The following is a 26,538-nucleotide window of genomic DNA, read 5'->3' on the forward strand; positions in this document are numbered from 1 at the left end:
GGGTGGTGCCCCGGGGGGGGCCTGGGGGGGGCCCGGGCGGCCCGCGGGGCCGGGGGGGGGGGGGGGGGGGGGGTGGGGGGGGGGGCCCCCCCCCGGGGGCGGGGGCCCCCCCCCCCACTCACCGGCCTGTCGCCGGTACCCGCTCGTCGTTGATGCGAAGGGTCAGCGATCTTCGTCGTTGACGCTCTCGGGAACGGACGTGAGCCGCTCCGTCTCGTCCTGTATCTCAGCGGCGATCTTCTTGAGTTCCGGCTCGAACTTGCGACCGTGGTGGGCGCAGAAGAGCAGTTCTCCGCCGCTCAGGAGGACGACGCGCAGATATGCCTGGGCGCCGCAACGGTCGCAGCGGTCAGCGGCCGTCAGCGGGCTCGCGGGGGTCAGAACAGTAGTCACGTCGCCTCTTCTCTAGCTCGACGAGCTGTCGTACCAGGGTCAACATCCAACCAGGCCGAAAACGTTCCCGCTCGCGGCTTTTCCTCGAAATTTTCTTTCGAGCCGGCTGTCTGCTGCCGGTTGGCGGCGAATGAGCCGTATTGCGTGTCTTTGTGTCTGTACGGGTTCGCGCTGTCTGTCGGGTGTCGGTCCTCCCGGCTGGATTGCCGGTTGTTCATGAGGACGTGCCCGGAGCCTAAATGGTTCATGCCTCGAAGGGAACGTGATATGTACTTCACTCCATCGAGGGATCGAACACCCATGCGATCCTGGACTAGGGTGAGTTCGTGCGAGGGTGGTGCTACAACGGCTCTACCAGGCCTCGGTACCCTCTGAACGGCGACCGAAGCCGGGCCCTTGCCCAAAAGGGTCCTCCATGAAATTCAGCGAGGAGCGAACCGCGTGACCGCCGATAAGTCCGTGCCGTCCACAGCGCTGCTGACCGGAGCAGAGCGTGACGGTTCCAACTACACCGCGCGGCACCTCCTCGTCCTTGAGGGGCTCGAGGCGGTGCGGAAGCGCCCGGGCATGTACATCGGGTCGACCGACAGCCGTGGCCTGATGCACTGCCTCTGGGAGATCATCGACAACTCCGTGGACGAGGCCCTCGGGGGCTACTGCGACCACATCGACGTGATCCTGCACGACGACGCCTCCGTCGAGGTGCGGGACAACGGCCGCGGCATCCCCGTCGACGTGGAGCCCAAGACCGGCCTCTCCGGCGTCGAGGTCGTCATGACCAAGCTGCACGCCGGCGGCAAGTTCGGCGGCGGGTCGTACGCGGCCTCCGGTGGCCTGCACGGCGTGGGCGCCTCCGTCGTGAACGCGCTCTCCGCCCGCCTGGACGTCGAGGTCGACCGCAACGGCCAGACCCACGCCGTGAGCTTCCGCCGCGGCACGCCCGGAGCCTTCAAGGCCGACGGACCCGAGGCCGCCTTCGACGCGTCGAGCGGGCTGCGCAAGCTCAAGAGGATCCCGAAGACCCGCACCGGCACGCGTGTGCGCTACTGGGCCGACCGCCAGATCTTCCTCAAGGACGCCAAGCTCTCCCTGGAACACCTCCACCAGCGTGCCCGGCAGACCGCCTTCCTGGTGCCGGGCCTGACCATCGTCGTCCGTGATGAATTCGGACTCGGCGAAGGCGGCAGCAAGGGCGAGGAGTCGTTCCGCTTCGACGGCGGCATCAGCGAGTTCTGTGAGTTCCTGGCCACCGACAAGCCGGTCTGCGACGTCCTCCGCTTCAGCGGGCAGGGGACCTTCAAGGAGACCGTCCCGGTCCTCGACGAGCACGGGCAGATGACCCCGACCGAGGTCACCCGTGAACTGGGCGTCGATGTCGCGATGCGCTGGGGCACGGGATACGACACGAATCTGAAGTCGTTCGTGAACATCATCGCCACGCCCAAGGGCGGCACCCATGTCGCCGGCTACGAGCAGGCCGTCGCCAAGACGATGAACGAGGTCCTGCGGACCAAGAAGCTGCTGCGGGTCGCCGAGGACGACATCGTCAAGGACGACGCGCTGGAGGGCCTCACGGCCGTCGTCACCGTGCGTCTCGCCGAGCCCCAGTTCGAGGGGCAGACGAAGGAGGTCCTCGGTACCTCGGCCGCCCGCCGCATCGTGACGAACGTGGTGACCAAGGAACTCAAGGCGTTCCTGACCTCCACCAAGCGGGACGAGGCCGCGCAGGCGCGGGTCGTCATGGAGAAGGCCGTCGCCGCCGCGCGCACGAGGATCGCCGCCCGGCAGCACAAGGACGCGCAGCGCCGCAAGACGGCTCTGGAGTCCTCCTCGCTGCCCGCCAAGCTCGCCGACTGCCGCAGCGACGACGTCGAGCGCAGTGAGCTGTTCATCGTCGAGGGCGACTCCGCGCTGGGTACGGCGAAGCTGGCCCGGAACTCCGAGTTCCAGGCACTGCTGCCGATCCGGGGCAAGATCCTCAACGTTCAGAAGGCGTCCGTGACGGACATGCTGAAGAACGCCGAGTGCGGTGCGATCATCCAGGTCATAGGGGCCGGCTCCGGGCGGACCTTCGACATCGACGCCGCGCGCTACGGGAAGATCATTCTCCTCGTCGACGCCGACGTCGACGGCGCGCACATCCGGATTCTGCTGCTGACGCTGTTCCAGCGCTACATGCGGCCCATGGTCGAGTCGGGGCGGGTGTTCGCGGCGGTTCCGCCGCTGCACCGGATCGAGCTCAGCCAGCCCAAGAAGGGGCAGGACAAGTACGTCTACACGTACTCGGACCGTGAGCTGCGGGAGACGGTGCTGGAGCTGCAGCGCAAGGGCGTGCGCTACAAGGACTCGATCCAGCGGTACAAGGGCCTCGGCGAGATGGACGCCGATCAGCTGGCGGAGACGACGATGGACCCGCGGGTCCGGACGCTGCGGCGGATCAACATCTCCGACCTGGAGGCTTCCGAGCAGGTGTTCGACCTGCTGATGGGGAATGACGTGGCGCCGCGCAAGGAGTTCATCTCCAGCTCTGCCGCGACGCTGGACCGGTCGCGTATCGACGCGTAGCCCTCCGGGCGCATTCCGAGTGGGACCCGCTGGGTGGGGCCGTGCTCGTACATCCGCCCGTCGCCGTCGGATCGGACGTTGGCTTCGCAGGAAGCCACAGTTCGATCCGGACGTGAGCGACGGGCAAACGATGTACGGCACGGCCCTTCGCGCATCCCTGCCTGCGAGTGCAGAGTGCCTTCCGAGGACCTTCCGGTCCCCCTGGCCCTTCCGGCTGCGAGTGCGACGCACCCCCTCCGGCTGGGCCGGCCGGAGGCAGGTCCAGGCCGTCTGGCCACCGTCGGCCGCGGAGCAGCTTCAGCCCCTCCGGCGCTTGAGGAGCGGGGTCCGGGGCGGAGGGCGGAGCCCCAGGTACGGGACGGGCAGGGGCGGAGGGGGCGATACAAGCCTTTGGGTCACCGGCCCGGGCTCGGGCCCCCTGGTGGGGCACTGTGCGGGTGGAATCCACCCGTGGGTGGAGAGGCAGAGGGCGGGGGATCCACCCACGATCCACCCCGGCGCCGATCTCCGAAGGGCTCGATGTCCGTAGCGTCGATGGGGTCGGCAGCGCTCGCTGCGGACACCCGTTTCCCGCTCACGGAGGCCGCGCATGTCCGGGCTCATGAATACCGTGGTGATCTTCGCCGTCGCCGTAGTGGTGATCGCGCGCCAGTTCAGCGCACGCCGCATCAGCTCGGACCGGCGCTGGTGGATCGTGCCCGCCGTTCTCGCGGTCGTGGCGATGCGCGAGCCCGGAGTGATCGACCCGCACCACCAGATCGAGGCATCCCTCCTGCTCGTCACCGAACTGGTGACGGCGCTGGCCATAGGAGCCGGCTGGGCGTGGACGACGCGGATATGGACCGAGCCGGACGGCGCCGTCTGGAGCAGGAGCACCAAGGCCAGCGGAGCCGTCTGGGGCGCGGGTATCTGCCTGCGGCTGGGTCTGTTCGGCATAGGTGCCCTGCTCGGTGTGCACCAGAACTCCTCCGCCCTGATGCTCGGCCTGGCGGCCACCCTGCTGGTCCGCTCCGGGCTCCTGGCCTGGCGGGCGCAGTCCCTGCGGCCTGCGGTGACCGGGCAGAGTCCGGCGTACGGTGACGGGGTCGGCCGTGTCCTGGGGAAGGAGCGCCTGTGACGGACGACGCCTGGACGCGCTGGCCCTCTCGTGAGGCATTGTCCCGCGCGGGTGTGCACAAGGCCCGCCGTGTGCTCTCCCGGGTCACGCGCGTCATCGTCCTCGGCATGCTCGTCGCCACGACACTCACGAACCCGGAGCTCGGCGGCTGGGCGCTCGCCGGAGGCATCACGGGGGTCGCGGTGTGCGGCTTCCTCGCCTGGGGCTTCTGGCGGACCACACTGGAACACCGTCTGCTGCCGGCCCTGGCGTTGCTCGCTCTGCTGCTGGCGGTCGCGGCGGCGGGACACAGTGCGGGCTTCCGGATTCCGGCGCTCGTCCTGCTGTGCGGGTGTGCTGTCGCCGCCATCGAACGGCTGCCCCTCGCGGCGGCCCTCCCGGCCATGGCGGTGGCCCTGAGTGCCTACGCGGCGTTCGACGACGACGCCTGGCTGACGACCGCGGCCACCGCCGTGGGCCTGGCGCTCGCCGGATACGTCCTGCGCCTGGACGCGGAGGCTCGGGCGAGTGCCCAGCGGCTGCTGACCCAGGAACGCGCGGCCCGTGCGGCCGAGGCGGAGTCGGCGGCGCTCGCGGAGCGAGCTCGGATAGCCAGGGAGATCCACGACGTCCTGGCCCACAGCCTCTCCGCACAGCTCGTACATCTGGAGGCGGCACGACTGCTCATCGAGAGAGGAGCGGACCGGGAGATCATCCTCGAACGAGTCGTGGCAGCGCGGGGAATGGCCCGCGAGGGGCTTTCGGAGACCCGGCAGGCACTCTCCGCGCTCCGGGGCGAGATGTCGCCGCTGGAGGACTTCCTCGGCGAACTCGTGGCCACCGCCGACCGCGCCGGTGTCACGGTGACCGGGGAGCGACAGCCGCTGCCGGCGGAAGCCTCCCAGGCGGTGCGACGCGTCGCGCAGGAGGCGCTGACGAACGTACGCAAACACGCTCCGGGAGCCGAAATCCACATCAGGCTGGATTACGGCGAGCACGAAGTGACGCTGGATGTACGGGATTCGGGTGGAAAACCGGGCGACCTCAGCGGTTCGGGAGCCGGGTACGGTCTGCTGGGCATGCGGGAGCGCGCGGAGCTGCTGGGCGGCTCGCTGGACGCGGGACCGGGCGAGGAGGGGTTCGTGGTGACGTTGAAGGTGCCGGTATGACCGAGCGGGCGGAGGGCAGGGCAGCGGCGCGGGTCGTGGTCGCGGACGATCAGACGGTCGTGCGCGAGGGCATTGTGATGCTGCTGGGACTGCTGCCCGGGATCGAGGTCGTCGGAGCGGCCGGTGACGGGGCCGAGGCGGTGAAACTGGTGGCCGAACTCGCCCCGGACGTCGTGCTGATGGATCTGCGCATGCCGCGCTGCGACGGGGTCGAGGCGACCCGGCGCATCCGTGCCGAGCATCCCGGAACCCAGGTGGTCGTGCTCACGACGTTCGCGGACGACGAGTCGCTGTTCCCAGCACTGCGCGCCGGAGCCCGCGGCTATCTGACCAAGGACGCGGGAGGCGACGAGATCGTGCGGGCCGTGGAGAGCGTCCTCTCCGGGGACGCGGGGCTCTCGCCGAGCATCCAGCGACGGCTGCTGGAGCGGCTGTCGGACCCGGAACCGGAGCCCGCCCCGCCCCCGGAGGCCCCGGACGGGCTCACCTCGCGCGAGACGGAGGTGCTCCTGCTGATCGCCGAGGGCCTCAGCAACCACGAGATCGCCCGCAAGCTCCACGTGTCCACGGCCACGGTGAAGACCCACATCAACAATCTCTTCGCCAAGGCGGGTCTCAAGGACCGTGCTCAAGCAGTCCGTTACGCCTATGGGAAAGGTCTCGTACGGCCGCCCGCGGGATGACGTCACCTGATGGGGTGAAGAGCGCGGAGACAGGAGTCAGGGAGCCCTCCGATCTGCACATCCTTGGGTACGCGGCGGAAACGGGTCGCGGACAAGGAGAGTTCGGTGGACAAGCACGACGGCGGCGACACAGGGGAGGTCCGGTTCGACGACCCCTGGTACGACGCGCTCGCTTCCGGCTGGGGCGAGTTGGACGGTACGGGCGCGCTCGCTCCCGCCGTGCCGGCCGCTCGCTCGGAGCACCAAGGACGACCGGGCGGGGCCGCCCTCGTCTACCTGGAGGTGCAGCGCAGTGCCGCCTTCCAGGAAGTACGGGGCCGGTACCGCAGGTTCGTGATTCCGGCCGTCGCCGTCTTCTTCCCCTGGTACGTGGGTTATGTGGTGACCGCGACCACCGCGCCAGGGTTCATGGCACGGCCCGTCGTCGGTGTCGTGAACGTGGGACTGCTCGCGGGACTCGGACAGTTCCTCACGACCTTCCTGCTCGCCTGGGCGTACGCGCGGCACGCGCGGCTGCGCCGTGACCGGGCCGCGCTGGAACTGCGCTGGAACACCCAGGAGATGACGCGGAACGCCGGGAGTGGTGAGCGGTGAGCGGCCACCATCAGACTCTGGCCCTGCTCCTGTTCAGCGCGTTCGTCGCGGTGACGCTGGGGATCACGACATGGGTGAGTCGCCACCGGCACGGTTCGGCCGAAGAGTTCTACGCGGGCGGGCGGCTGTTCTCGCCGATGGAGAACGGCTTTGCCCTCTCCGGGGACTACATGTCGGCTGCTTCCTTCCTCGGTGTCACCGGACTCATCTCCCTGTACGGCTACGACGGTCTGCTGTACGCCGTGGGATTCCTGGTGGCCTGGCTGGTCGTTCTCTTCCTCGTCGCCGAACTGGTGCGCAACTGCGGCCGGTTCACGCTCGCCGACGTCGTCGCGGCCCGGATGGACGAGCGGCCGGTGCGGGTCGCGGCCGGAACGTCCTCGGTAGTGGTGTCCGTGCTGTATCTGGTGGCGCAGATGGTGGGCGCGGGCAGCCTGGTCTCACTGCTGCTGGGAGGCACGAGTGACGCGGCGCGCAACTGGACGGTGATCGGTGTCGGCGCGCTCATGGTGATCTATGTGTCGATGGGAGGGATGAGGGCGACCACCTGGATCCAGATCGTCAAGGCGGTTCTGCTCATCGGCGGCGCCATCGTTCTCACCGTGCTGGTCCTGGTGCGGTTCCACGGGGACATCAACGAACTGCTGCGCACGGCCGCGGGACGCAGCGGTCATGGCAGGGCCTTCCTGGCACCCGGGCTGAAGTACGGCGGTGACTGGACCGCACGCTTCGACTTCATGAGCCTCGGGCTCGCACTCGTGCTCGGCACCGCCGGGTTGCCGCACATCCTGTCGCGCTTCTACACCGTGCCGACCGCGCGGGCCGCCCGGCGCTCGGTGCTGTGGTCGATCGGGCTCATCGGCGGCTTCTACCTGATGACGATCGTGCTGGGCTTCGCCGCCGCCGCCGTCGTCGGTCCCGAGGCGGTGCGCGGGTCGAACGCCGCGGGGAACACCGCCGTTCCGCTGCTGGCGCTGGATCTGGGCGGTGGGGCCGACTCCACCGGAGGAACGGTCCTGTTCGCGATCGTCGCCGCCATCGCCTTCGCCACCATTCTCGCGGTCGTCGCGGGAGTCACCCTCGCGTCCTCGGCGGCCGTGGCGCACGACCTGTACGCCTCGTCGCGTCGCCGCCGCGCGAAACCGCGCGGCGAGGTCACGGTGGCGCGTGCCGCGTCGGTCGGCATCGGCGTGATCGCCATCGCCCTGAGCCTCCTCGCCCGCGATCTCAACGTGGCCTTCCTGGTGGGGCTCGCCTTCGCCGTCGCCGCGTCCGCGAACCTGCCGGTGCTGCTGTTCTCCTTGTTCTGGCGGTCCTTCACGACGCGTGGCGCCGTGTGGGCCGTCTACGGCGGCCTGGTACCCGCGGTGGTGCTCGTGCTGCTGTCGCCTGTCGTGTCGGGCAGCCCCGAATCGCTCTTCCCGGGCGTGGACTTCCAGTACTTCCCGCTTCAGAACCCGGGCCTCGTCTCGATCCCCCTGGGCTTCATCGCCGGCTGGCTGGGCACCGTCACCTCGGCGGAGCCGCCGGACGAGGCCAAGCACGCCGAGATCGAGGTCCGCGCGCTCACGGGCGCCGGGGCCGTGTGAGGGCCGCGGGCGACCGTCCTGAGACGGCATGATCCAAGCGGCTTCCCGCCGTGGGGAATGTCGGCTCAGGGCGCCACCCACGCGTAGCGGTGTTCGGGGCGCCCTGCGTCGCCGTACTTGAGGGTGAGGCGCAGCCGTCCCGCTTGTTCCAGGTGCCGCAGATAGCGCTGGGCGGTCGAGCGGCTCAGGCCGGTCTCGGCGGCCACCTCGTGGGCCGACAGCGGCTGGTTCGCCTGGTGCAGCACATCGCAGATCAGGTCCGTGGTCGGCTCCGAGTGGCCGCTGGGGAGACCGGGGGAGGACGGCGGGGGTGCGGTGCGCAGGGCCCCGAAGATCCGATCGACCTGCTCCTGACCCGTCACACCACGGCCGCCCACCCGGTCGACGGTACGACGCAGGGCGGCATAGGAGTCGAGGCGCGTGCGCAGGGCGGTGAACGTGAACGGTTTGATCAGGTAGTGCAGGGCGCCCAGACGCATCGCCGCCCGTACGGTGGCCACATCGCTCGCCGCGGTGATCATGATCACGTCGGTGCCGTGACCGTTCTCCCGCATCCGGTGGACGAGTTCGAGTCCCGTCCTGTCCGGCAGATAGTGGTCGAGCAGCACCAGATCGACGGGATTGCGCTCGATCGCGGCCAGGGCCTGGGCGGCACTGTGGGCGCGGGCGGCCACCCGGAACCCGGGAACCTTGCTCACGTACTTCGCGTTGATCTCGGCGACGCGGAAGTCGTCGTCCACGACCAGGACGTCAATCATCGGGCCTCTTTCTCTCAAGGCCTGGGCGTATGTTGCGCCCGTGTTTCGGCTCCGCTGTTGTAGCGCGAGCAAAATGAGCACAACAGACCCTTGCGAGCAGAAGAACGCCTTGCGCCCACAAGACTGATGCTGTGGCCCGCACCACATCTACCGTCCCGGGCCATGAGCACAGACACCAGCCCCGCCATCGAGCTGCGGGGCGCGAGCAAGATCTTCAAGACCCCGTCGGGGGGTTTGCACACGGCCGTCAGCGAACTCGACCTGACCGTCGGCCGTGGCGAGTTCGTGGCGGTGGTCGGGCCGACCGGCTGTGGGAAGTCCACGACGCTGACCCTGGTCAGCGGTCTTGAGGAGCCCACCGAGGGCGAGGTCCTGGTCGCCGGGGAGCCGGTCGCCGGCGTCGGAGACAAGGTCGGTTTCGTCTTCCAGCAGGACGCCACCTTTCCCTGGCGCACGGTGCTGTCCAACGTCATGGCCGGTCCCCGGTTCCGTGGCGTGCCCAAGGCCGAGGCGAGGGATCGCGCCAGGGAGTGGCTCGCCCGGGTCGGGCTCGCGGCCTTCGAGGACCGCTATCCGCACCAGCTCTCCGGTGGTCAGCGCAAGCGCGTCGCCCTCGCCGCCACCTTCGTCAACGACCCCGAGATCCTGCTGATGGACGAGCCGTTCTCCGCGCTCGACGTGCAGACCCGGGCGCTGATGTCCGACGAACTGCTCGAACTGTGGGAAGGCACGGGCGCCTCGGTCGTCTTCGTCACCCACGACCTGGAAGAGTCCATCGCGCTCGCCGACAAGGTCGTCGTGATGACCGCGGGCCCCGCCACCGTGAAGCAGGTCTTCGACATCGATCTGCCGCGGCCGCGCAAGGTCGAATCGGTGCGCCTGGAGCCGCGGTTCATCGAGATCTACCGCGAGATCTGGGAGTCCCTCGGCGAAGAGGTCCGCATCACCCGTGAAAGGGGCGCCGCTGATGTCGCCTGAGGTTCTCAGCGCTCCGGTCGTCGACAAGGCCAGGACTCCGGGCCGCGCGCACACCCGCGCCCGTGCCGCCCGCAGACGCAGGATCGTGGTGGGCGCAGCCCGGGTGCTGCTCCTGGTCGTCGTGCTCGGTCTGTGGGAGGTGCTCTCGCGGGCCGAGGTCATCGACCCGTTCAACTTCTCGATGCCCTCGAAGATCTGGGAACAGATCCAGACCTGGGTGTTGCACGGGACCGCGCTCGGTTCACTCGGCGAGCAGATCTGGTACACGCTTCACGAGGCGCTGCTCGGCTGGGTCATCGGTGTGGTCGCCGGTGTGCTCTTCGGTATCGCCCTGGGGCGTATCACCTTGCTCGCAGACATCCTTGGTCCATACATCAAGGTGCTCAACTCCATACCCAGAATCGTCCTCGCGCCCATCTTCGTGATCTGGTTCGGGCTCGGACCCGCCTCCAAGGTCGCCTCGGCCGTGGTGCTCGTCTTCTTCCCGGTGTTCTTCAACGCCTTCCAGGGTGCCCGGGAGGTCGACCGGAACCTGGTGGCCAACGCCCGGATCCTCGGCGCGAGCGACCGCAGGGTGACGCTGCAGGTCGTCATACCGTCCGCCACCTCGTGGATCTTCACCAGCCTCCATGTCAGCTTCGGCTTCGCGCTCATCGGCGCGATCGTCGGCGAGTACATCGGCGCCACCAAGGGCATCGGCCTGCTCGTCGCGCAGTCGCAGGGCACCTTCAACGCGGCGGGGGTGTACGCGGCGATGGTCATCCTCGCCGTCGTCGCCCTGCTCGCCGAAGGGCTGCTGACGTTCGGTGAACGCCGCATCTTCCGCTGGAAGCCGTCGGAATCCGACCGCTGAGCCCACCCCGGCAAGCGCCTACGACCCGTTCCTCGCACACGTACGAGTCCGCCGTACGCACGATCCCGCCCCGCCCGTACGCACCTTCCCGCCGTACGTACGGCCTCCCCTCCACTCACAAGGACGTGAACCACCATGCGCAAGACCGCCAGATACTCCGCGCTGGCAGCCGCCGGTCTCCTCGCTCTCTCCTCGCTCACCGCCTGCGCCAATGACGCGGCGAGCACGACGGCCGGCTCCGGCAGCGGCGGGGGTGGCGGCAAGGGGGAGCACGTCAAGATCATGGTCGGCGGGCTGGACAAGGTCATCTACCTGCCGGCGATGCTCACCCAGAGGCTCGGCTACTTCGAGGACGCCGGTCTGAACGTCGAGCTCCTCAGCGAGCCGGCCGGTGTCCAGGCAGAGACCGCCCTCGTGTCGGGACAGGTGCAGGGAGCCGTCGGCTTCTACGACCACACGCTCGACCTGCAGACCAAGGGCAAGGCGGTGGAGTCCGTCGTGCAGTTCTCGCACGCTCCCGGTGAGGTCGAGATCGTCTCCGCCAAGCGTGCGGGCGACATCACTTCACCCAAGGACTTCAAGGGCAGGAAGCTCGGCGTCACCGGGCTCGGTTCCTCGACCGACTTCCTCACGAAGTACCTCGCGGTCAAGAACGGTGTGCGGGTCAGCGAGTTCACGCCGGTCGCCGTCGGTGCCGGACCGACGTTCGTCTCCGCCCTCCAGAAGGGCGCCATCGACGGCGGCATGACGACGGACCCCACCGTCGCCACGGTCATGGAGAAGAACCTCGGCAAGGTCCTCATCGACATGCGTACGCCCGAGGGCTCCCAGAAGGCGCTCGGCGGGCCGTACCCGTCGTCAAGCCTGTACATGCAGACGGACTGGGTCAACGGTCACAAGGAGACGGTCCAGAAGCTGGCGAACGCCTTCGTGAAGACCCTCCGGTGGATGGCCGGTCACAGCGCCTCCGAGATCGCCGCCAAGATGCCCGCCGACTACTCCCAGGGCAACCAGACGCTGTACGCCGGTGCCATCAAGAGCACGCTGCCGATGTTCACGGAGGACGGGGTGATGCCCGAGAACGGTCCCGAGACCGTCGAGAAGGTCCTCAAGGCGTTCAACCCGAACATCAAGAACGCCGATGTGGACCTGAGCAAGACGTACACCACGGAGTTCGTGAAGAAGGCGGCCGGCTGACCGCCCGCCGCCGATAACGCGCCGAGCCGTCCCGTCGGGCGTACGACCGTGCTCCCCTGCCGGTCGTACGCGCGACGGGACGGCCGTTCTCCTCCCCGCTTCGTCGGAGGTGCCCTCAGGCGTGGGCGGCCCAGGCATAGCGGTGTTCCGGGCGGCCCGCGTCGCCGTATCGGAGGGTCAGGCGAGCCTTCCCCGTACGCTCCAGGAGCTTCAGATAGCGCTGGGCGGTCTGCCGGCTCAGTCCGGTCTCCTCCGAGACCTCCTGGGCCGACAGCGAGCCGTCCGCGCCCTCCGCCGTCATCAGGGCACGCCGTACGAGTTCGGCCGTCGGCGGGGAGTGGCCCTTGGGCAGGCCGGGCACGGCGCCTGCCGACAGGGGCCCGAAGATCAGGTCCACATCGGACTGCTCGGCCGTACCGCCCCGGTCGAGCGTGCGTCGCAGATCCGCGTACGACTCCAGCTTGGCCCGCAGCCCGGCGAACGAGAACGGCTTGACCAGGTACTGGAGCACGCCCTGCCGCAGCGCCGCCCGGACGGTCGCGAGGTCACGCGCGGCGGTCACCATGATCACATCGATCTGATGCCCGCGTCGGCGCATCTCCTGGACGACCGCGAGACCTGTCTCGTCCGGCAGATGATGGTCCATGAGGACCAGGTCCGGGCGCGGCAGCTCCTCCATGCGGCGCAGCGCCTCGGCCGCGCTGTGCGCCTGCCCCACGACACGGAATCCCGGCACCCTCTCCACGTACGCGGCGTTGACGCGGGCGACCCGCGTGTCGTCGTCCACGACCAGGACCTCGATCATCACGACTCCCCGTAGGGGTTCCCGGTGCTCCGGCCGGCCCCGGTGTTCTCGGCGATCCAGGTGTTCCCAGTGCCTTCCGTGGTGTCCTTCGGCGCGAGCGACGGATCGGCCAGCGCCTCCGGCAGGACGACGGTGAACTCCGCGCCGCCTCCGTCCGCGTCGGTCACCTCCGCGCTGCCGCCCTGCCGCTCGGCGAGGCGCCGCACCAGGGAGAGGCCGATTCCGCGCTTGCCGTGTGCGGGCGGCTGCTTGGTGCTCCAGCCGTCCGTGAAGATCAACTCCCGCCGCTCCTCTGGGATGCCGGGCCCGGTGTCCCGTATCCGCAGCACGGCGGTTCGCCCTTCGGCGCGCAATTCGACCTCCACGCGCGCGTGCGGTGTGCCCGCGACAGCGTCCAGCGCGTTGTCGACGAGGTTGCCGACGACGGTGACGAGCCCACGCGGGTCGACCAGCCGGTCGGGCAGCAGCGTCCGATCCGAGACCCACAGCGCCACGCCACGCTCGGTCGCCACGGTCGCCTTGCCGACCAGAAGCGCGGCCAGCAGCGGATCGTGGATCTTCTCGGTGACCTGTTCCGAGGTGACCCTGTGGTCGCTCACCACCTCCCCGATGAACTCAACGGCGTCGTCGTACATCTCCAGTTCGAGCAGCCCCAGGAGCGTGTGCATCCGGTTGGCGTGTTCATGGTCCTGTGCGCGCAAGGCGTCGATCAGGCCGTGTGTGGAGTCGAGCTCACGGCCGAGCTGCTCCAGTTCGGTCCGGTCGCGCAGGGTCGCGACAGCTCCGCCGTCCTCGGTGGGCATCCTGTTGGCGACCAGGACGCGCTGGCCGCGGACGGTGACCAGGTCCGTGCCGGTGACGCGTCCTGCCAGCACATCGGTCGTCCGGCCCGGACCGAGCGCGTCGTCGAGCGGCCGCCCGATGGCCTCGGCGCCGACCCCGAGCAGCCGCTGCGCCTCGTCGTTCAGAAGGCGTACGCGGCCGCCGCGGTCCAGCGCGACCACGCCCTCCCGGATGCCGTGCAGCATCGCCTCGCGTTCCGCCAGCAGCGCCGCGATGTCGGAGAAGGCCAGGTCGCGGGTCTGTCGCTGGATCCTGCGGGAGATCAGATACGCGGCCAGCGCGCCGACGGCCATGGCTCCGCCCGCGTACGCGAACAGTCCCGGGATCGCGTCGATCAGCCGGGCCCGCACACTGTCGTACTTGATACCCACCGACACCGCGCCGACGATCCGGCCGCCGGCGTCCCGCAGTGGCACCTTGCCCCGTGCGGACCGTCCCAGGGTTCCGGTGTCGATCTCCATGACATCCCTGCCGGCCAGTGCCTGCCGCGGGCTCGTCGAGACCGGTCTGCCGATCTGGGCGGGGGACCTGTGCGACCAGCGGATGCCGCGCGTGTCCATCACGACGACGTACTCGGCGCGGCTCGCCTTCCGTATCCGCTCAGCCTCGGCCTGCACGGGGCCGGTCCTGGAAGGAGCTGTCCTCTGGAGGTCCACGGCGATCTGCGGCTGGGCGGCCGTGGTTTGCGCGATCGCGAGAGCGCGCCGCATGGCCTGGTCGTCCAGCTGGGCGCTGAGCGGGGCCAGGAACAGCCCGGTGGCGAGTACCGCGACTCCCACCGCGATCGCGATCTGCATCAGCAGGACTTGGGCGAACACCCGCCGCGGCAGACCGAGGCGCAGTCGTCGTGCGAGGGGAGTGGGACTCATGGCCACGACGGTACGGGGGAGTGCGAGCCCCTCCGAAGGGAGTGTGGTGTGGATCTCTTGATCAATGGATGATGCGCCTGTCGGTCCGGCACAGTGCCGGACCGGGGTGGGGGCCTGACACGACTCCCGGTCGGTCCGTGCGTCGCACCCCGGCCCTGTCGGACCCGGGCCCGGTTCGGGCGGTCAGCAGGCCACGGCGACAGCCGTCTCCTCCAGCTGCCGTACAGCCACCACGTCCATCCGCGCCGGTGAACCGAGCGCCGAGCCGCAGCTCTCCGGGCGGGGTGGCAGAGAGGCGCCCTGCGCGACGACGACCCGCCACAGGCGGCCGTCGGAGTGGGCGACGGTCACCTCCCAGCGCGGTGCGGTGCCGTCCGTGCGGATCACCGTCAGAACGCCGGCGGCGTGTTCCCTCGCGGCCGTCCGTACGGCCAGCTCGGCCGCCTGGCCGGGGCGTTCCCAGGCGGAGTTCCCGCGACACCCCTCGGTGACGACCCGGCCCTCCCGGACGCCCTGGAGGACCTCCTTGACGGCATGGGCCTCGGCACGGCCGTACGCGTACCCGTACGGCAGGATCAGCACGGTGGGCGAGAAGCGGTGACCTCCCAGATGGGTGACCTCCCAGGTGCCGCCGACGCCGGACGCGGCCAGTTCCGCCGCCAGCGGGCGCCCCAGCAGAGCGCAGCAGCGGTCGCGCTTGCCGTTGGTGCAGACGAGGGCCAGCGGCTCGCCGGTATGCGGCCGCCCTTGGAGAACCTCTTCGAAGGAGCGCGGATCACCCGCGCCGAGCGCGGCGAGGTCGAGGTCGAGCAGCTGTCCGGCGTCGCGCGTCATGGCGCTGTGCAGCCAGACGTTCCCCGGGGTGGTGTGGGCAACGTACACATGCCGCTCGGCGGGCGAGCCGCAGTCGGCATGGCGCCCGGGACGCCGGATCAGGGCGATCCGTACCCCTGTGCCCTGCGCGGCCGCTTCGAGGGCGCGGCCCAGCGCGGGATCCAGGTGGCTCGAAGTGAGCGCCTTGGCACCCCAGGGGCCGGGCTGCTCGATGAGCAGCCATGTCCTCGCAGTGGCCGCGGTCCCGGAAATGGGCTCGTCGAGCTGCCGCGACGCGGTCGTGCACGTACTCACAGAGGTGAGCCTAACCTGACTTCGCCGGGGTGACTTCCCGCCGTCCGAAGGGGGGCGCGTCAGGGGTGGTCCGGGCACGTGGCAGGGCGTACGGAAGCATGGGTGGGGAGACGGGGCTCGGAGAGTGAGCGCCGGTCCTCTCCGTGCGCCGGGCGTGCGCCGTCTAGCTCCGGCGGGGGAGCGGTTGGGGAGGCCGCTCGCCCACGTAGTGGCCGCTCGGCCGCATGCGCAGCGGGCGCTCCGCGTACTCCTCCAGGGTGTGGGCGATCCAGCCCGCCGTCCGGGCGACAGCGAAGATCGTCTCTCCCGCCGAGGCCGGCATCCCGGACGAGACGGTGAAGACGGCCAGCGCGAGATCGACATTGGCGTGCAGAGGGGTGTGCCGGGCCGTGGTGGTCACCACGTCGCGGGCCGCCGCCAGGGCGGGGGCCGCGCCGGGCACGTCCTCCAGGAGGGCGAACAGGGCACGCGCGCGTGGGTCTTCGCCGGGGTAGAGCCGGTGGCCGAGTCCGGGGACACGGCGCCCCGCGCGCAGTTCGTCGGCGACCACGGGAGCGGCGGTGCCTTGGTCCAGGACGTCCAGCAGCAGCCGGTGCGCGAGCCCGCTGGCCGCCCCGTGCAGAGGTCCTTCGAGTACGCCGAGGCCCGCCGACACGGCCGCGTACGGGTGGGCGCGGGCCGATGCCGCGACCCGGACCGCGAGGGTGGAGGCCGCCAGGTCGTGGTCGACCAGCAGCCCGAGTGCCGTGTCCAGCACCCGCACTGACGCGTCGTCGGGTACGCGTCCGCTGAGTCGTGCCCACAGCCGACGGGCCAGCGGGCCTTCGTCGCGGTGGTCGTGCCGCATGGTCGGAAGCGCGGCGACGAGGGTGGGAATGAGGGTGCGCCCGGTGCCGAGCACGGCGCTCTCGGAGAGGTCGAAGCGCAGCGGGTCGGCGGCCGCCGCGGCGATCGCCGCGACGCGCAGCCGGTCGGTGGGGCCGCTGTGCTCGGGCAGCGCTTCGACGCCGCGCCGGGCGGCGTTCACGGCTGCCTCCGGGGCCGTGAACGTGACACCGGGGCGCAGTTCACCGGTCCACAGCCATTCGGCGATCTCCTCGTAGGAGTACCGCGCGGCCAGTTCCGTCGCGTCGACGCCCCGGAAGTAGTACCGGTCCTTGTCGATCAACGTGATGCGGGTACGGACGGAGAGCTCGCCGCCACCGCTCGAACTGCCGCCGCTCTCGCGTCTGTTGCGCCGGGCGAGGGCCTCGACCTCCTTGGTGTCGAAGGTGCTCCCGCGTCCTCCCGGCTCCCGCCTGCTGCTGAGCTGACCCCGGCTCACATACGCGTACACGGTCTCCGGCTTCACGCCGAGCAGTTCGGCGGTCTCCTTGGTGCTCAGCCGTCGGCCCTCGTGTGCAGGTCCTGCCGCTTCTCGATCCCTCATGAGCGCCACCGTATCTGTGGATCGGCATATTGATTGGATCAATGTTGACAGTTTTAGAGTCAATCATGGACAGTCGAATCAAGTCCAGGGAGGAAACATGCCGATCAACCAAGCCGCGTCCACCTCTGCCGTCGTACCCGCCGATGTTCCGCGAGGTCTCGCCGGAGTCGTCGTCACCGACACCGAACTGGGTGACGTCCGGGGGTTGGAGGGCTTCTACCACTACCGCCAGTACTCGGCCGTCGACCTCGCCCAGGTCTGCGGCTTCGAGGAGGTCTGGCATCTGATGGCCCACGGCGAGCTGCCCGACGAGGCGCGCCGTGCCGCCTTCAGTGCGCGGACCGCGCGGCTGCGCAGGCTGCCGGACGACGTCCGCGACGCGCTGCCCGCGATCGCCGCGGCGACCGGACCGTCGGGACCCCTCGCCGGACTGCGCACCGCGTTGTCACTGCTCGGGGCCTCGCTGGGGTTCCGGCCGGTGTACGACATCGACGCCGGGCAGCGCCGCGACGACGGCCTCGCGGCGACGGCGGCCGTGCCGACCCTGCTCACCGCGCTGTACCGGATCGGGCAGGGGCTGGACCCGGTGGAGCCGCGCGAGGACCTGGGATATGCCGCCAACTACCTGTACATGTTGACGGGTTCGGAGCCGGACACGGCCCGCGCTCGGGCGGTCGAGCAATACCTCATCTCAACCATTGATCACGGATTCAATGCATCAACGTTTACCGCGCGGGTCATCGCTTCCACCGGAGCGGATGTGGCGGCCTGTCTCGTGGGCGCGGTCGGGGCTCTCTCCGGTCCTCTCCACGGAGGCGCTCCCAGTCGCGCCCTGGACACCCTCGACGCCATCGGGACCCCCGATCGCATCGACCCCTGGATCCGCGAACGCGTCCTGGCCGGTGAGCGCATCATGGGCTTCGGTCACCCCGTCTACCGCACGGAGGACCCGCGCTCGCGGATGCTCCGTGCCATGGCGCAGACGTTCGGCGGTCCGCTCGTGGAGTTCGCGGTCCAAGTGGAACGGCAGGTGGAAGCGATCCTGGCCGAACTCAAGCCGGGCCGCGAGCTGCACACCAATGTGGAGTTCTACGCCGGTGTGGTCATGGAACTCTGTGGGCTGCCCCGGGAGATGTTCACGCCCACCTTCGCCGCCGCCCGCGTGGTCGGCTGGAGCGCGAACATCCTGGAACAGGCGGAAGACTCGAAGATCATCCGCCCGGCGGCTCGCTATGTGGGCCCGGCGGCGCCCGTGGCGGTGTCGAGGGTGCCTGGCTAGGCCCGCGGCCGTCTGTCCGGAGCCGTTCGTGGTGTCGCGGGAGGAGGGCGGCAACCGCAGGGGCGCAGACGAGAGGTCCAGCACCGATCGGGGCTGGACCTCTCAGGAAGTTTCTGTCGAGCAGTGTGACGCGGGGTGAGCGGCGGCGCTGCCCGGGCTCCGGCGACAGGGATGCTGTGCGGGGCGTGTGGGTGATGGTGGGGCGGACCGGGGAAAACGTGCGCCCTCCGGAGACGGGTCGGGGTGACCGACGGATCTCGACGGACCGCGGCTATGTCCTGTCTCAGCCCTGTGATCGCTTCACTTCTCGGGAATGTCCCTCTTCGCGCGAAGGAGGGTCTCCCTGCTGATGATCACGATGCGCTCGTAGTCCGCGCGTGCCGCGTCATGAGGGAGCTGGTTGTCGAGCGCCGCTGTCGCCTCTGTGCCGATGACGGCGAAGTTCCCGTCACTCAGCTCGAAGATGTCAGGGCACGTCTCGCCCGACAGGCTGCCTCGTTCGCGTGGAGATGCGCCGATACGGCGCACGATCTTCAACTGGATCCCGGTCCTCAAGTTTAGACAGTAAAAACGGGGGAAACAGTAGTCCCACGATCGAGATCGTCAAAGCATCGACGCGTTGAGCCAACCAGCCTACTAGTGTGGCCAGTTGGCCCTGAGGTCAGTCCTGTTCCGGGGGTGACTCGCCGACGACCCACCACTCTTCCGTGTCTGATTCGTCCAGATCGTGGATGAGTGTATCCACCATTCGGCCCACCCGCGCCTCCTGTGACGCGGCTTCGAGGCTCGCGCGGTGGTGGCGCGTCGCGTCCCAGTAGTCGCGAAAGATCGCGCTCTGGCAGATCACCCGAAGGTGACCGTGTAACTCGTCCCAGGTGACATCCCCGGCCCGGTAGGCGCGCAGGATGTTGGTGTAGATGGCGTTGGCGAAGAGGTACTGGCGCCGCCTGGTCGGGTCCACCTCGTTGATGGTGCTCAGGACCTCGGCGAGATCCGGATCGTTCAGCGCTTTGTCGAGGAGGTAGGTCTGAAAGCGTTGCTGCTCCGCCAGCCGCGCGTTCCGGTCGTCGGCCTCTTCGACCTGCGCGATGCGCAGGTGAAGTGCCTCGAACCGGCGCTGCTGAGCGACCAGGACCGCGAGGACCCCTACCGCGAACGCGAGCCCTGCCGTCGCGGCAGAACTCAGCCTCCGCACCCCTTGGTTCTGTGTGGTCATGTCAACCCCCGAATCAGGCGACCGTCCGCCGGTCGTCGGTTGTGGGGCGACAGGGAGCGGACCGGCGAGCGGTGGGCAGCGCGCTTGCCGTCTCCCAGTGTTGCCGAGCGGCTCTGATCGGCGGGGAGGCGGAGAAGAGGCGCACGGAGGGATGTGCGGGTCGCATCCACCGGCGCCATGTCCAACGTGTGCCCCGCGAGCGCCGCTAACAATCGTTCACTTCGGGGCGATTCCACCCACTCGTATGCTGGGTCGGCATTCATTCTCCGCGTGAGCGCCGGTCCCGTGAGCCGGTGTACGCACAGCTTCAGAGAGGGCGCGTGGTGAGTCCGTCGCACACCCGGCAGATCCCGGTCATCGTTCTCGCCGGCTTTCTGGGTTCCGGCAAGACCACACTGCTCAACCATCTCCTGCACCGCAGTGGTGGCAGTCGCATCGGAGCCGTCGTGAACGACTTCGGCGCGATCGAGATCGACGCGATGGCCGTGGCCGGAGCGCTCGGCGACTCCACCGTCTCGCTCGGCAACGGGTGTCTGTGCTGTGCGGTCGATGTCAGTGAACTTGATCAATACCTGGACCGGCTCGCTCGGCCCTCCGCCCGGATCGACGTCATCGTCATCGAGGCGAGCGGGCTCGCCGAGCCACAGGAACTCGTCCGCATGGTGCTCGCCAGTGAGCACCCCGGGATCGTGTACGGCGGGCTCGTCGAGGTCGTCGACGCCGCCGAGTTCGCCGGCACGCGCGAGAGGCATCCCGAGATCGACCGGCACCTGGCTCTCGCCGATCTCGTCGTCGTCAACAAGGCCGACCGGGCGGAGGACGCCGATCGTGTACTGGGTGTCGTCCGGGAACTCGCCGACCGTGCCGCGGTCGTCCCCGCCACCTACGGCCGGGTCGATCCGGAGTTCCTCTTCGACTGCAGGCCCAGCGAGGAGCGCGTCGGACAGCTGTCCTTCGACGATCTCCACCGGCATGAGGAGGGAGACGGCGGGGCGGACGGTCCAGGAGAGGGAGGGCATGAGGATCACGGCCACCTCGGGCATCTCCACTCCGCCTACGAATCCCTCTCCTTCAGCTCCGCGGTACCGCTGGGTCCCCGGCAGTTGATGGCTTTCCTCGACAGCCGGCCCGAGGGGCTCTACCGGATCAAGGGGTACGTCGACTTCGGCGTCCAGGACATCCGCAACCGGTACGCCGTGCATGCCGTCGGGCGGTTCCTGCGCTTCTATCCGGAGCCCTGGACCGACACGGACGAGCGGCTCACCCAGCTCGTGCTCATCGGCTCCGGGATCGACACGGCGGCGCTGGCCAAGGAGCTGGAGGCATGCAAAGAGGACGCCCCGCACGCCGACGAACACAGCATGTGGGGCGTCCTCCGCTACGTACAGGAGCCCGGCTCGGAGGGCTGAGCGCGCACTACACCGGGCCGGCCACCACCGACACCGGCTTGCCCAGCGAAATGCCCGAGCCGTCACGGCGCGGGTCGATCTCCGGCAGGTCGACCGGCATACCGGTCTTCTGCGCCGCACGCCCCGGCACCGGACCGGCCCAGGCCAGCGAGAGACAGTCCTCGCCCTTCAGGAACCGCTGGCAGCGCACACCGCCCGTGGCACGGCCCTTGCGCGGATACTGGTCGAACGGAGTCAGTTTCGCCGTGGTCTGGACGGAGTCGTCCAGTGTTCCGCGCGAACCCGCCACCGTGAAGACCACCGCGTCGACCGCCGGGTCCACCGCGGTGAACGAGATCACCTTCGCGCCGTCCGTCAGCTTGATGCCCGCCATGCCGCCCGCGGCACGGCCCTGCGGGCGCACCTGCGCGGCCTGGTAGCGCAGCAGCTGGGCGTCGTCCGTGATGAAGACCAGGTCCTCCTCGCCGGTGCTCAGCTCGACGGCGCCGACGATCCGGTCGCCGTCCTTGAGGGTGATGACCTCCAACTCCTCCTTGTTCGAGGGATAGTCGGGCACCACCCGCTTGACGACACCCTGCTCCGTGCCGATCGCGAGGCCCGGCGACGCCTCGTCGAGCGTCGTCAGACAGATCACCGTCTCGCCCGGATCGAGGGCGGACAGGAACTCCGTGATCGGAGCGCCCCCCGAGAGATTGGGCGTCGACGCCGTCTCGGGGAGCTGCGGGAGGTCGATCACGTTCAGGCGCAGGAGGCGGCCCAGGGACGTGACCACGCCGACCTCGCCGCGTGCCGTCGCGGGCACCGCGGAGACGATCACGTCGTGCTTGGTGCGCTTGCCGTCCGGGTCCTCCCCGAAGGGGTCACCGGTCGCCGTACGCGCCAGCAGCCCCGTGGAGGACAGCAGGACGCGGCACGGCGCGTCGGCGACCTGGAGCGAGACGGTCGCGGCGGGAGTGCCCGCGGACTCCAGGAGCACCGTGCGCCGGTCGGTGCCGAACTTCTTGGCCACCGCGGCCAGTTCGCCGGAGACCAGCTTGCGCAGCTCCGCGTCCGAATCCAGGATGCCGGTCAGCTCGTCGATCTCGCCGTTGAGGCGGTCGCGCTCCGACTCCAGCTCGATGCGGTCGAACCGGGTGAGCCGGCGCAGCGGCGTGTCCAGGATGTACTGCGTCTGGATCTCGGAGAGCGAGAAGTGCTCGATCAGGCGTTCCTTGGCCTGCGCCGAGTTGTCGCTGGAGCGGATGAGGCGGATGACCTCGTCGATGTCCAGGAGAGCGACGAGGAGACCCTCGACCAGGTGCAGCCGGTCGCGCTTCTTGGTGCGGCGGAACTCGCTGCGGCGGCGTACGACGTCGAAGCGGTGGTCGAGATAGACCTCCAGCAGCTCCTTGAGGCCCAGGGTGAGCGGCTGACCGTCCACCAGCGCCACGTTGTTGATGCCGAAGGACTCCTCCATCGGCGTCAGCTTGTAGAGCTGTTCGAGGACCGCCTCCGGTACGAAGCCGTTCTTGACCTCGATGACCAGGCGCAGGCCGTGCGCGCGGTCGGTGAGGTCCTTGACGTCGGCGATGCCCTGGAGCTTCTTCGAGCCGACGAGGTCCTTGATCTTGGCGATCACCTTCTCCGGACCGACGGTGAAGGGCAGTTCCGTGACGACGAGGCCCTTGCGGCGCGCCGTGACGTCCTCGACCGACACCGTGGCGCGGATCTTGAAGGTGCCACGGCCCGACTCGTACGCGTCCCTGATCCCGGAGAGACCGACGATCCGGCCGCCGGTGGGCAGGTCGGGGCCCGGGACGTGCTTCATCAGCGTCTCGAGATCGGCGCCCGGGTAGCGGATGAGGTGCCGGGCGGCGGCGATGACCTCGCCGAGGTTGTGCGGCGGCATGTTCGTGGCCATGCCGACGGCGATGCCCGACGAGCCATTGACCAGCAGGTTCGGGAAGGCGGCCGGTAGTGCCACCGGCTCCCGCTCCTGGCCGTCGTAGTTGGGCGTGAAGTCGACGGTGTCCTCGTCGATCGACTCGGTCATGAGCGACGTCGCGTCGGCCATCCGGGCCTCGGTGTAACGCATCGCGGCCGGCGGGTCGTCGTTGCCGAGCGAACCGAAGTTGCCGTGGCCGTCGACCAGGGGCAGACGCATGGAGAAGGGCTGTGCCAGACGCACCAGGGCGTCGTAGATCGACGAGTCGCCGTGAGGGTGGAGCTTACCCATGACCTCGCCGACGACACGGGCGCACTTCACATAGCCGCGGTCGGGGCGCAGGCCCATCTCGTTCATCTGGTAGACGATGCGACGGTGAACCGGCTTCAGGCCGTCGCGGGCGTCCGGCAGGGCTCGCGAGTAGATGACCGAGTACGCGTATTCGAGGAAGGAGCCCTGCATCTCGTCCACGACGTCGATGTCGAGGATCTTCTCCTCGTACGAGTCGTCGGGCGGCGGGGTCTTCGTGCTGCGGCGGGCCATCGCTGCTGCGGCTCCTTCACAGTCTCTGCCGGGGCATGAACGGGTTCTGACGCGCACCATTGTGGACCGCCCCACTGACAACGCCGACCGCGACCCGTCCATAGGGCCCCCGCGGCGCGCTGTGCGGGCGTCGCGGCGACCGCTCCCGGGCGGCCGTCCGGCCCGGCGCCCGGCGGCCCCGGAGCGGGTTCGCGGCGGTTCCCGGAGGGCTTCCCCAGGCACGCCGGAGACACACACAAGTCTCGCTCTCGGCGTACGAGGTGCGGGAACTTCGCCAGCCGTCCGCGCGCTTGCATACAGTGGCAGGACCGACAGGAATGACGTAGTTCCGCGATCGAAGGGACGTACATGCCCATGGGTCACACGGCCACAGCTGAGGCAGGCTCCGGCGGCCTGACAGCGACCGAGCACCGCCTGGCCAACGGCCTGCGCGTGGTGCTCTCCGAGGACCATCTGACCCCGGTCGCCGCGGTGTGCCTCTGGTACGACGTCGGCTCGCGCCACGAGGTCAAGGGCCGGACGGGTCTCGCCCACCTCTTCGAGCACCTGATGTTCCAGGGTTCCAAGCAGGTCCACGGCAACGGTCACTTCGAACTCGTCCAGGGCGCCGGCGGCTCCCTGAACGGCACGACGAGCTTCGAGCGCACCAACTACTTCGAGACCATGCCCACCCACCAGCTGGAGCTCGCCCTCTGGCTGGAGGCAGACCGTATGGGCTCGCTGCTCGAGGCACTGGACGACGAGTCCATGGAGAACCAGCGCGACGTCGTGAAGAACGAGCGCCGGCAGCGTTACGACAACGTGCCGTACGGCACCGCCTTCGAGAAGCTCACCGCGCTCTCGTACCCCGAGGGCCACCCGTACCACCACACCCCGATCGGGTCGATGGCGGACCTGGACGCGGCCACCCTGGAGGACGCCCGCGCGTTCTTCCGCACCAACTACGCGCCCAACAACGCGGTCCTGTCGGTCGTCGGCGACATCGACCCGGAGCAGACGCTCGCCTGGGTCGAGAAGTACTTCGGCTCCATCCCCGGGCACGACGGCAAGCCCGCCCCGCGGGACGGCTCGCTTCCCGACATCGTCGGCGAGCAGCTGCGCGAGGTCGTCGAGGAAGACGTGCCGGCGCGCGCCCTGATGGCCGCCTACCGGCTCCCGGAGGACGGCACGCGCGCGTGCGACGCGGCCGACCTGGCGCTCACCGTCCTCGGCGGCGGCGAGTCCTCCCGGCTCTACAACCGGCTCGTACGCCGTGACCGCACCGCCGTCGCGGCCGGGTTCGGCCTGCTGCGGCTCGCCGGAGCGCCCTCCCTGGGGTGGCTGGACGTGAAGACGTCCGGCGACGTCGAGGTCCCGGTCATCGAGGCCGCCGTCGACGAGGAGCTCGCCCGGTTCGCCGAGGAGGGCCCCACGGCCGGTGAGATGGAGCGCGCCCAGGCCCAGTTGGAGCGCGAATGGCTCGACCGGCTCGGCACCGTGGCCGGCCGCGCCGACGAACTGTGCCGGTACGCCGTCCTGTTCGGCGACCCGCAGCTCGCCCTGACCGCCGTGCAGCGCGTCCTCGACGTCACGGCGGACGAGGTCCGGGAGGCCGCCAAGGCCCGCCTGCGTCCCGACAACCGCGCGGTGCTCGTCTACGAGCCGACCACCGCCGAGGCAGCCGACGCGGCTGACTCCGCCGACGAGACCGACGAGGAGGCGGCGAAGTGACCGAGCTCGCCACCATGGACTTCCACCCGCAGCCCCAGGCCGGCCGGCCGAAGCCGTGGGCGTTCCCCGCACCCCAGCGGGGCACCCTGGACAACGGTCTGACCATGCTGCGCTGCCATCGCCCCGGCCAGCAGGTCGTGGCCGTCGAGGTGAACCTCGACGCGCCGCTGGACGCCGAGCCGGCGGGCCTGGACGGCATCGCCACGATCATGGCGCGCGCCTTCTCCGAGGGCACCGACAAACACTCGGCCGAGGACTTCGCCGCCGAACTGGAGCGCTGCGGCGCCACGCTCGACGCCCACGCGGACCACCCCGGTGTGCGCCTGTCCCTCGAAGTGCCCGTCTCGCGCCTGGCCAAGGCCCTCGGCCTGCTCGCCGACGCCCTGCGGGCCCCCGCGTTCGCGGACAGCGAGGTCGAGCGGCTGGTGCGCAACCGGCTGGACGAGATCCCGCACGAGACGGCCAATCCCGCCCGCCGTGCCGCCAAGGAGCTCTCCAGGCAGCTGTTCCCGGAGAGCGCCCGCATGGCGCGCCCGCGGCAGGGCACCGAGGAGACCGTCCAGAACATCGACGCGTCGGCCGTTCGCGCGTTCTACGAGAGGCACGTGCGCCCCGCCACGGCCACCGCCGTCGTCGTCGGTGACCTGACCGACGTCGATCTCGACGAACTGCTCGCCGACACGCTCGGCGCCTGGACCGGCTCGGCCGCCAAGCCGCGCCCCGTGCCGCCGGTGAGCGCCGACGACACCGGCCGCGTGATCATCGTCGACCGCCCCGGCGCCGTCCAGACGCAGCTGCTCATCGGCCGGGTCGGCGCGGACCGGCACGACCGTGTGTGGCCCGCGCAGGTCCTCGGCACGTACTGCCTCGGCGGCACCCTCACCTCGCGCCTGGACCGCGTCCTGCGCGAGGAGAAGGGCTACACCTACGGCGTGCGGGCGTTCGGGCAGGTCCTGCGCTCCGCGCCGGACGGCACGGGTGCCGCGATGCTCGCCATCAGCGGCTCGGTCGACACCCCCAACACCGGTCCGGCGCTCGACGACCTGTGGACGGTGCTGCGCACCCTCGCGGCCGAGGGACTGACCGACGCGGAGCGCGACGTCGCCGTGCAGAACCTGGTGGGCGTCGCGCCCCTCAAGTTCGAGACGGCCGCGGCGGTCGCGAGCACGCTCGCGGACCAGGTCGAGCAGCACCTGCCGGACGACTATCAGGCGACGCTCTACCGCCAACTGGCCGCCACCGGCACCGTGGAGGCCACCGCGGCGGCCGTGAGCGCCTTCCCGACGGACCGTCTGGTGACCGTCCTGGTGGGCGACGCGGCGCAGATCGCGGAGCCCGTCAGGGCCCTCGGAATCGGTGAAGTCACCGTGGTGGCCGCCGAGTAGAACCCGTGCGACGCGTGAGGGCCCTGACGGCTGAAGAGCCGTCAGGGCCCTTCCTTTTCCGAAAGCCGTTCCCAAGATGTCCGTATTCGTATGACGGTTACCCTTCTGCCCTGTGGGATGCGT

Annotated in this window: 22 protein-coding genes; 13 read left to right on the forward strand and 9 right to left on the reverse strand. The window is 69.8% G+C overall.

All coding sequences use genetic code 11. The features are described from left to right. Window positions 1–162 precede the first annotated feature (162 nt). Complete coding sequence (locus ACF07B_RS30040) at window positions 163–393, reverse strand: hypothetical protein (RefSeq protein ID WP_103549626.1); 231 nt, start codon at window positions 391–393, stop codon at window positions 163–165. A 441-nt stretch (window positions 394–834) separates the two neighbouring features. Here ACF07B_RS30040 and ACF07B_RS30045 point away from each other — a divergent pair, with 441 nt between their 5' ends. The 6 genes from ACF07B_RS30045 to ACF07B_RS30070 all read left to right on the forward strand — a co-directional run bounded on the left by ACF07B_RS30045 (window position 835) and on the right by ACF07B_RS30070 (window position 8,089). Then, window positions 835–2,958: a type IIA DNA topoisomerase subunit B gene (locus tag ACF07B_RS30045; RefSeq protein WP_392181263.1), complete on the forward strand. Its 2,124-nt coding sequence runs from the start codon at window positions 835–837 to the stop codon at window positions 2,956–2,958. 589 nt (window positions 2,959–3,547) lie between these two features. Continuing rightward, window positions 3,548–4,075 carry a DUF1453 domain-containing protein gene (locus tag ACF07B_RS30050; protein ID WP_392181264.1) on the forward strand — a complete coding sequence of 176 codons (528 nt, stop codon included), beginning with the start codon at window positions 3,548–3,550 and terminating at the stop codon, window positions 4,073–4,075. After that, window positions 4,072–5,223 (forward strand): sensor histidine kinase, encoded by a 1,152-nt coding sequence (locus ACF07B_RS30055; protein WP_392181265.1) that lies wholly within the window; start codon window positions 4,072–4,074, stop codon window positions 5,221–5,223. Before ACF07B_RS30050 ends, ACF07B_RS30055 begins: the two co-directional genes overlap by 4 nt. After that, on the forward strand, window positions 5,220–5,906 hold the full coding sequence (locus ACF07B_RS30060; RefSeq protein WP_392181266.1) for a response regulator: 687 nt from the start codon (window positions 5,220–5,222) through the stop codon (window positions 5,904–5,906). Before ACF07B_RS30055 ends, ACF07B_RS30060 begins: the two co-directional genes overlap by 4 nt. A 105-nt stretch (window positions 5,907–6,011) precedes the next feature. Further along, the gene (locus ACF07B_RS30065; RefSeq protein ID WP_392181267.1) at window positions 6,012–6,500 is read left to right on the forward strand and encodes a DUF485 domain-containing protein; all 489 of its coding nucleotides are present in this window, start codon (window positions 6,012–6,014) and stop codon (window positions 6,498–6,500) included. Next, a complete protein-coding gene (locus ACF07B_RS30070) occupies window positions 6,497–8,089 on the forward strand; it encodes a cation acetate symporter (RefSeq protein ID WP_392181268.1) in 1,593 nt (530 codons plus the stop codon). The genes ACF07B_RS30065 and ACF07B_RS30070 overlap by 4 nt, the downstream gene beginning before the upstream one ends. A 65-nt stretch (window positions 8,090–8,154) precedes the next feature. Here ACF07B_RS30070 and ACF07B_RS30075 read toward each other — a convergent pair whose 3' ends face one another. Next, on the reverse strand, window positions 8,155–8,847 hold the full coding sequence (locus ACF07B_RS30075) for a response regulator (protein WP_392181269.1): 693 nt from the start codon (window positions 8,845–8,847) through the stop codon (window positions 8,155–8,157). 162 nt (window positions 8,848–9,009) lie between these two features. Here ACF07B_RS30075 and ACF07B_RS30080 point away from each other — a divergent pair, with 162 nt between their 5' ends. From ACF07B_RS30080 to ACF07B_RS30090, 3 genes are all read left to right on the forward strand, one after another. Further along, a complete protein-coding gene (locus ACF07B_RS30080; protein WP_392181270.1) occupies window positions 9,010–9,825 on the forward strand; it encodes an ABC transporter ATP-binding protein in 816 nt (271 codons plus the stop codon). Further along, on the forward strand, window positions 9,815–10,678 hold the full coding sequence (locus ACF07B_RS30085; RefSeq protein ID WP_392181271.1) for an ABC transporter permease: 864 nt from the start codon (window positions 9,815–9,817) through the stop codon (window positions 10,676–10,678). Before ACF07B_RS30080 ends, ACF07B_RS30085 begins: the two co-directional genes overlap by 11 nt. A gap of 135 nt (window positions 10,679–10,813) precedes the next feature. After that, on the forward strand, window positions 10,814–11,875 hold the full coding sequence (locus ACF07B_RS30090; protein WP_369479522.1) for an ABC transporter substrate-binding protein: 1,062 nt from the start codon (window positions 10,814–10,816) through the stop codon (window positions 11,873–11,875). A gap of 115 nt (window positions 11,876–11,990) precedes the next feature. Here ACF07B_RS30090 and ACF07B_RS30095 read toward each other — a convergent pair whose 3' ends face one another. The 4 genes from ACF07B_RS30095 to ACF07B_RS30110 form a co-directional block, all read right to left on the reverse strand. After that, window positions 11,991–12,680, reverse strand: a complete 690-nt coding sequence (locus tag ACF07B_RS30095; RefSeq protein WP_392181272.1) for a response regulator — start codon at window positions 12,678–12,680, stop codon at window positions 11,991–11,993. Next, on the reverse strand, window positions 12,680–14,392 hold the full coding sequence (locus ACF07B_RS30100) for an ATP-binding protein (protein WP_392181273.1): 1,713 nt from the start codon (window positions 14,390–14,392) through the stop codon (window positions 12,680–12,682). The genes ACF07B_RS30095 and ACF07B_RS30100 overlap by 1 nt, the downstream gene beginning before the upstream one ends. 183 nt (window positions 14,393–14,575) lie before the next feature. Next, a complete protein-coding gene (locus tag ACF07B_RS30105; RefSeq protein WP_392181274.1) occupies window positions 14,576–15,520 on the reverse strand; it encodes a sucrase ferredoxin in 945 nt (314 codons plus the stop codon). Window positions 15,521–15,683: 163 nt separating this feature from the next. Beyond that, on the reverse strand, window positions 15,684–16,949 hold the full coding sequence (locus ACF07B_RS30110; RefSeq protein WP_392181275.1) for a citrate synthase: 1,266 nt from the start codon (window positions 16,947–16,949) through the stop codon (window positions 15,684–15,686). A gap of 97 nt (window positions 16,950–17,046) precedes the next feature. Here ACF07B_RS30110 and ACF07B_RS30115 point away from each other — a divergent pair, with 97 nt between their 5' ends. Continuing rightward, a complete protein-coding gene (locus tag ACF07B_RS30115) occupies window positions 17,047–18,228 on the forward strand; it encodes a citrate synthase (RefSeq protein ID WP_392181276.1) in 1,182 nt (393 codons plus the stop codon). A gap of 300 nt (window positions 18,229–18,528) precedes the next feature. Here the strand turns inward: ACF07B_RS30115 and ACF07B_RS30120 are convergent, their stop codons facing one another. Both ACF07B_RS30120 and ACF07B_RS30125 read right to left on the reverse strand, forming a co-directional pair. Next, window positions 18,529–18,765 carry a hypothetical protein gene (locus ACF07B_RS30120; protein ID WP_362395088.1) on the reverse strand — a complete coding sequence of 79 codons (237 nt, stop codon included), beginning with the start codon at window positions 18,763–18,765 and terminating at the stop codon, window positions 18,529–18,531. 124 nt (window positions 18,766–18,889) lie between these two features. Next, window positions 18,890–19,444, reverse strand: coding sequence for a DUF6082 family protein (locus ACF07B_RS30125; protein ID WP_369479528.1), 555 nt, complete (start codon window positions 19,442–19,444; stop codon window positions 18,890–18,892). A 323-nt stretch (window positions 19,445–19,767) separates the two neighbouring features. Between ACF07B_RS30125 and ACF07B_RS30130 the strand changes: the two genes are divergently transcribed. Continuing rightward, complete coding sequence (locus ACF07B_RS30130; protein ID WP_392181277.1) at window positions 19,768–20,853, forward strand: CobW family GTP-binding protein; 1,086 nt, start codon at window positions 19,768–19,770, stop codon at window positions 20,851–20,853. 7 nt (window positions 20,854–20,860) lie between these two features. Here ACF07B_RS30130 and ACF07B_RS30135 read toward each other — a convergent pair whose 3' ends face one another. Then, the gene (locus ACF07B_RS30135; RefSeq protein WP_392181278.1) at window positions 20,861–23,320 is read right to left on the reverse strand and encodes a DNA topoisomerase (ATP-hydrolyzing) subunit A; all 2,460 of its coding nucleotides are present in this window, start codon (window positions 23,318–23,320) and stop codon (window positions 20,861–20,863) included. Window positions 23,321–23,668: 348 nt separating this feature from the next. Here ACF07B_RS30135 and ACF07B_RS30140 point away from each other — a divergent pair, with 348 nt between their 5' ends. Next, the gene (locus ACF07B_RS30140) at window positions 23,669–25,030 is read left to right on the forward strand and encodes a M16 family metallopeptidase (RefSeq protein ID WP_392181279.1); all 1,362 of its coding nucleotides are present in this window, start codon (window positions 23,669–23,671) and stop codon (window positions 25,028–25,030) included. Continuing rightward, window positions 25,027–26,415, forward strand: coding sequence for a M16 family metallopeptidase (locus tag ACF07B_RS30145; RefSeq protein ID WP_392181280.1), 1,389 nt, complete (start codon window positions 25,027–25,029; stop codon window positions 26,413–26,415). Before ACF07B_RS30140 ends, ACF07B_RS30145 begins: the two co-directional genes overlap by 4 nt. Window positions 26,416–26,538: the final 123 nt, after the last annotated feature.

The sequence above is a fragment of the Streptomyces sp. NPDC015532 genome, assembly GCF_043078065.1.
GTDB lineage: Bacteria > Actinomycetota > Actinomycetes > Streptomycetales > Streptomycetaceae > Streptomyces.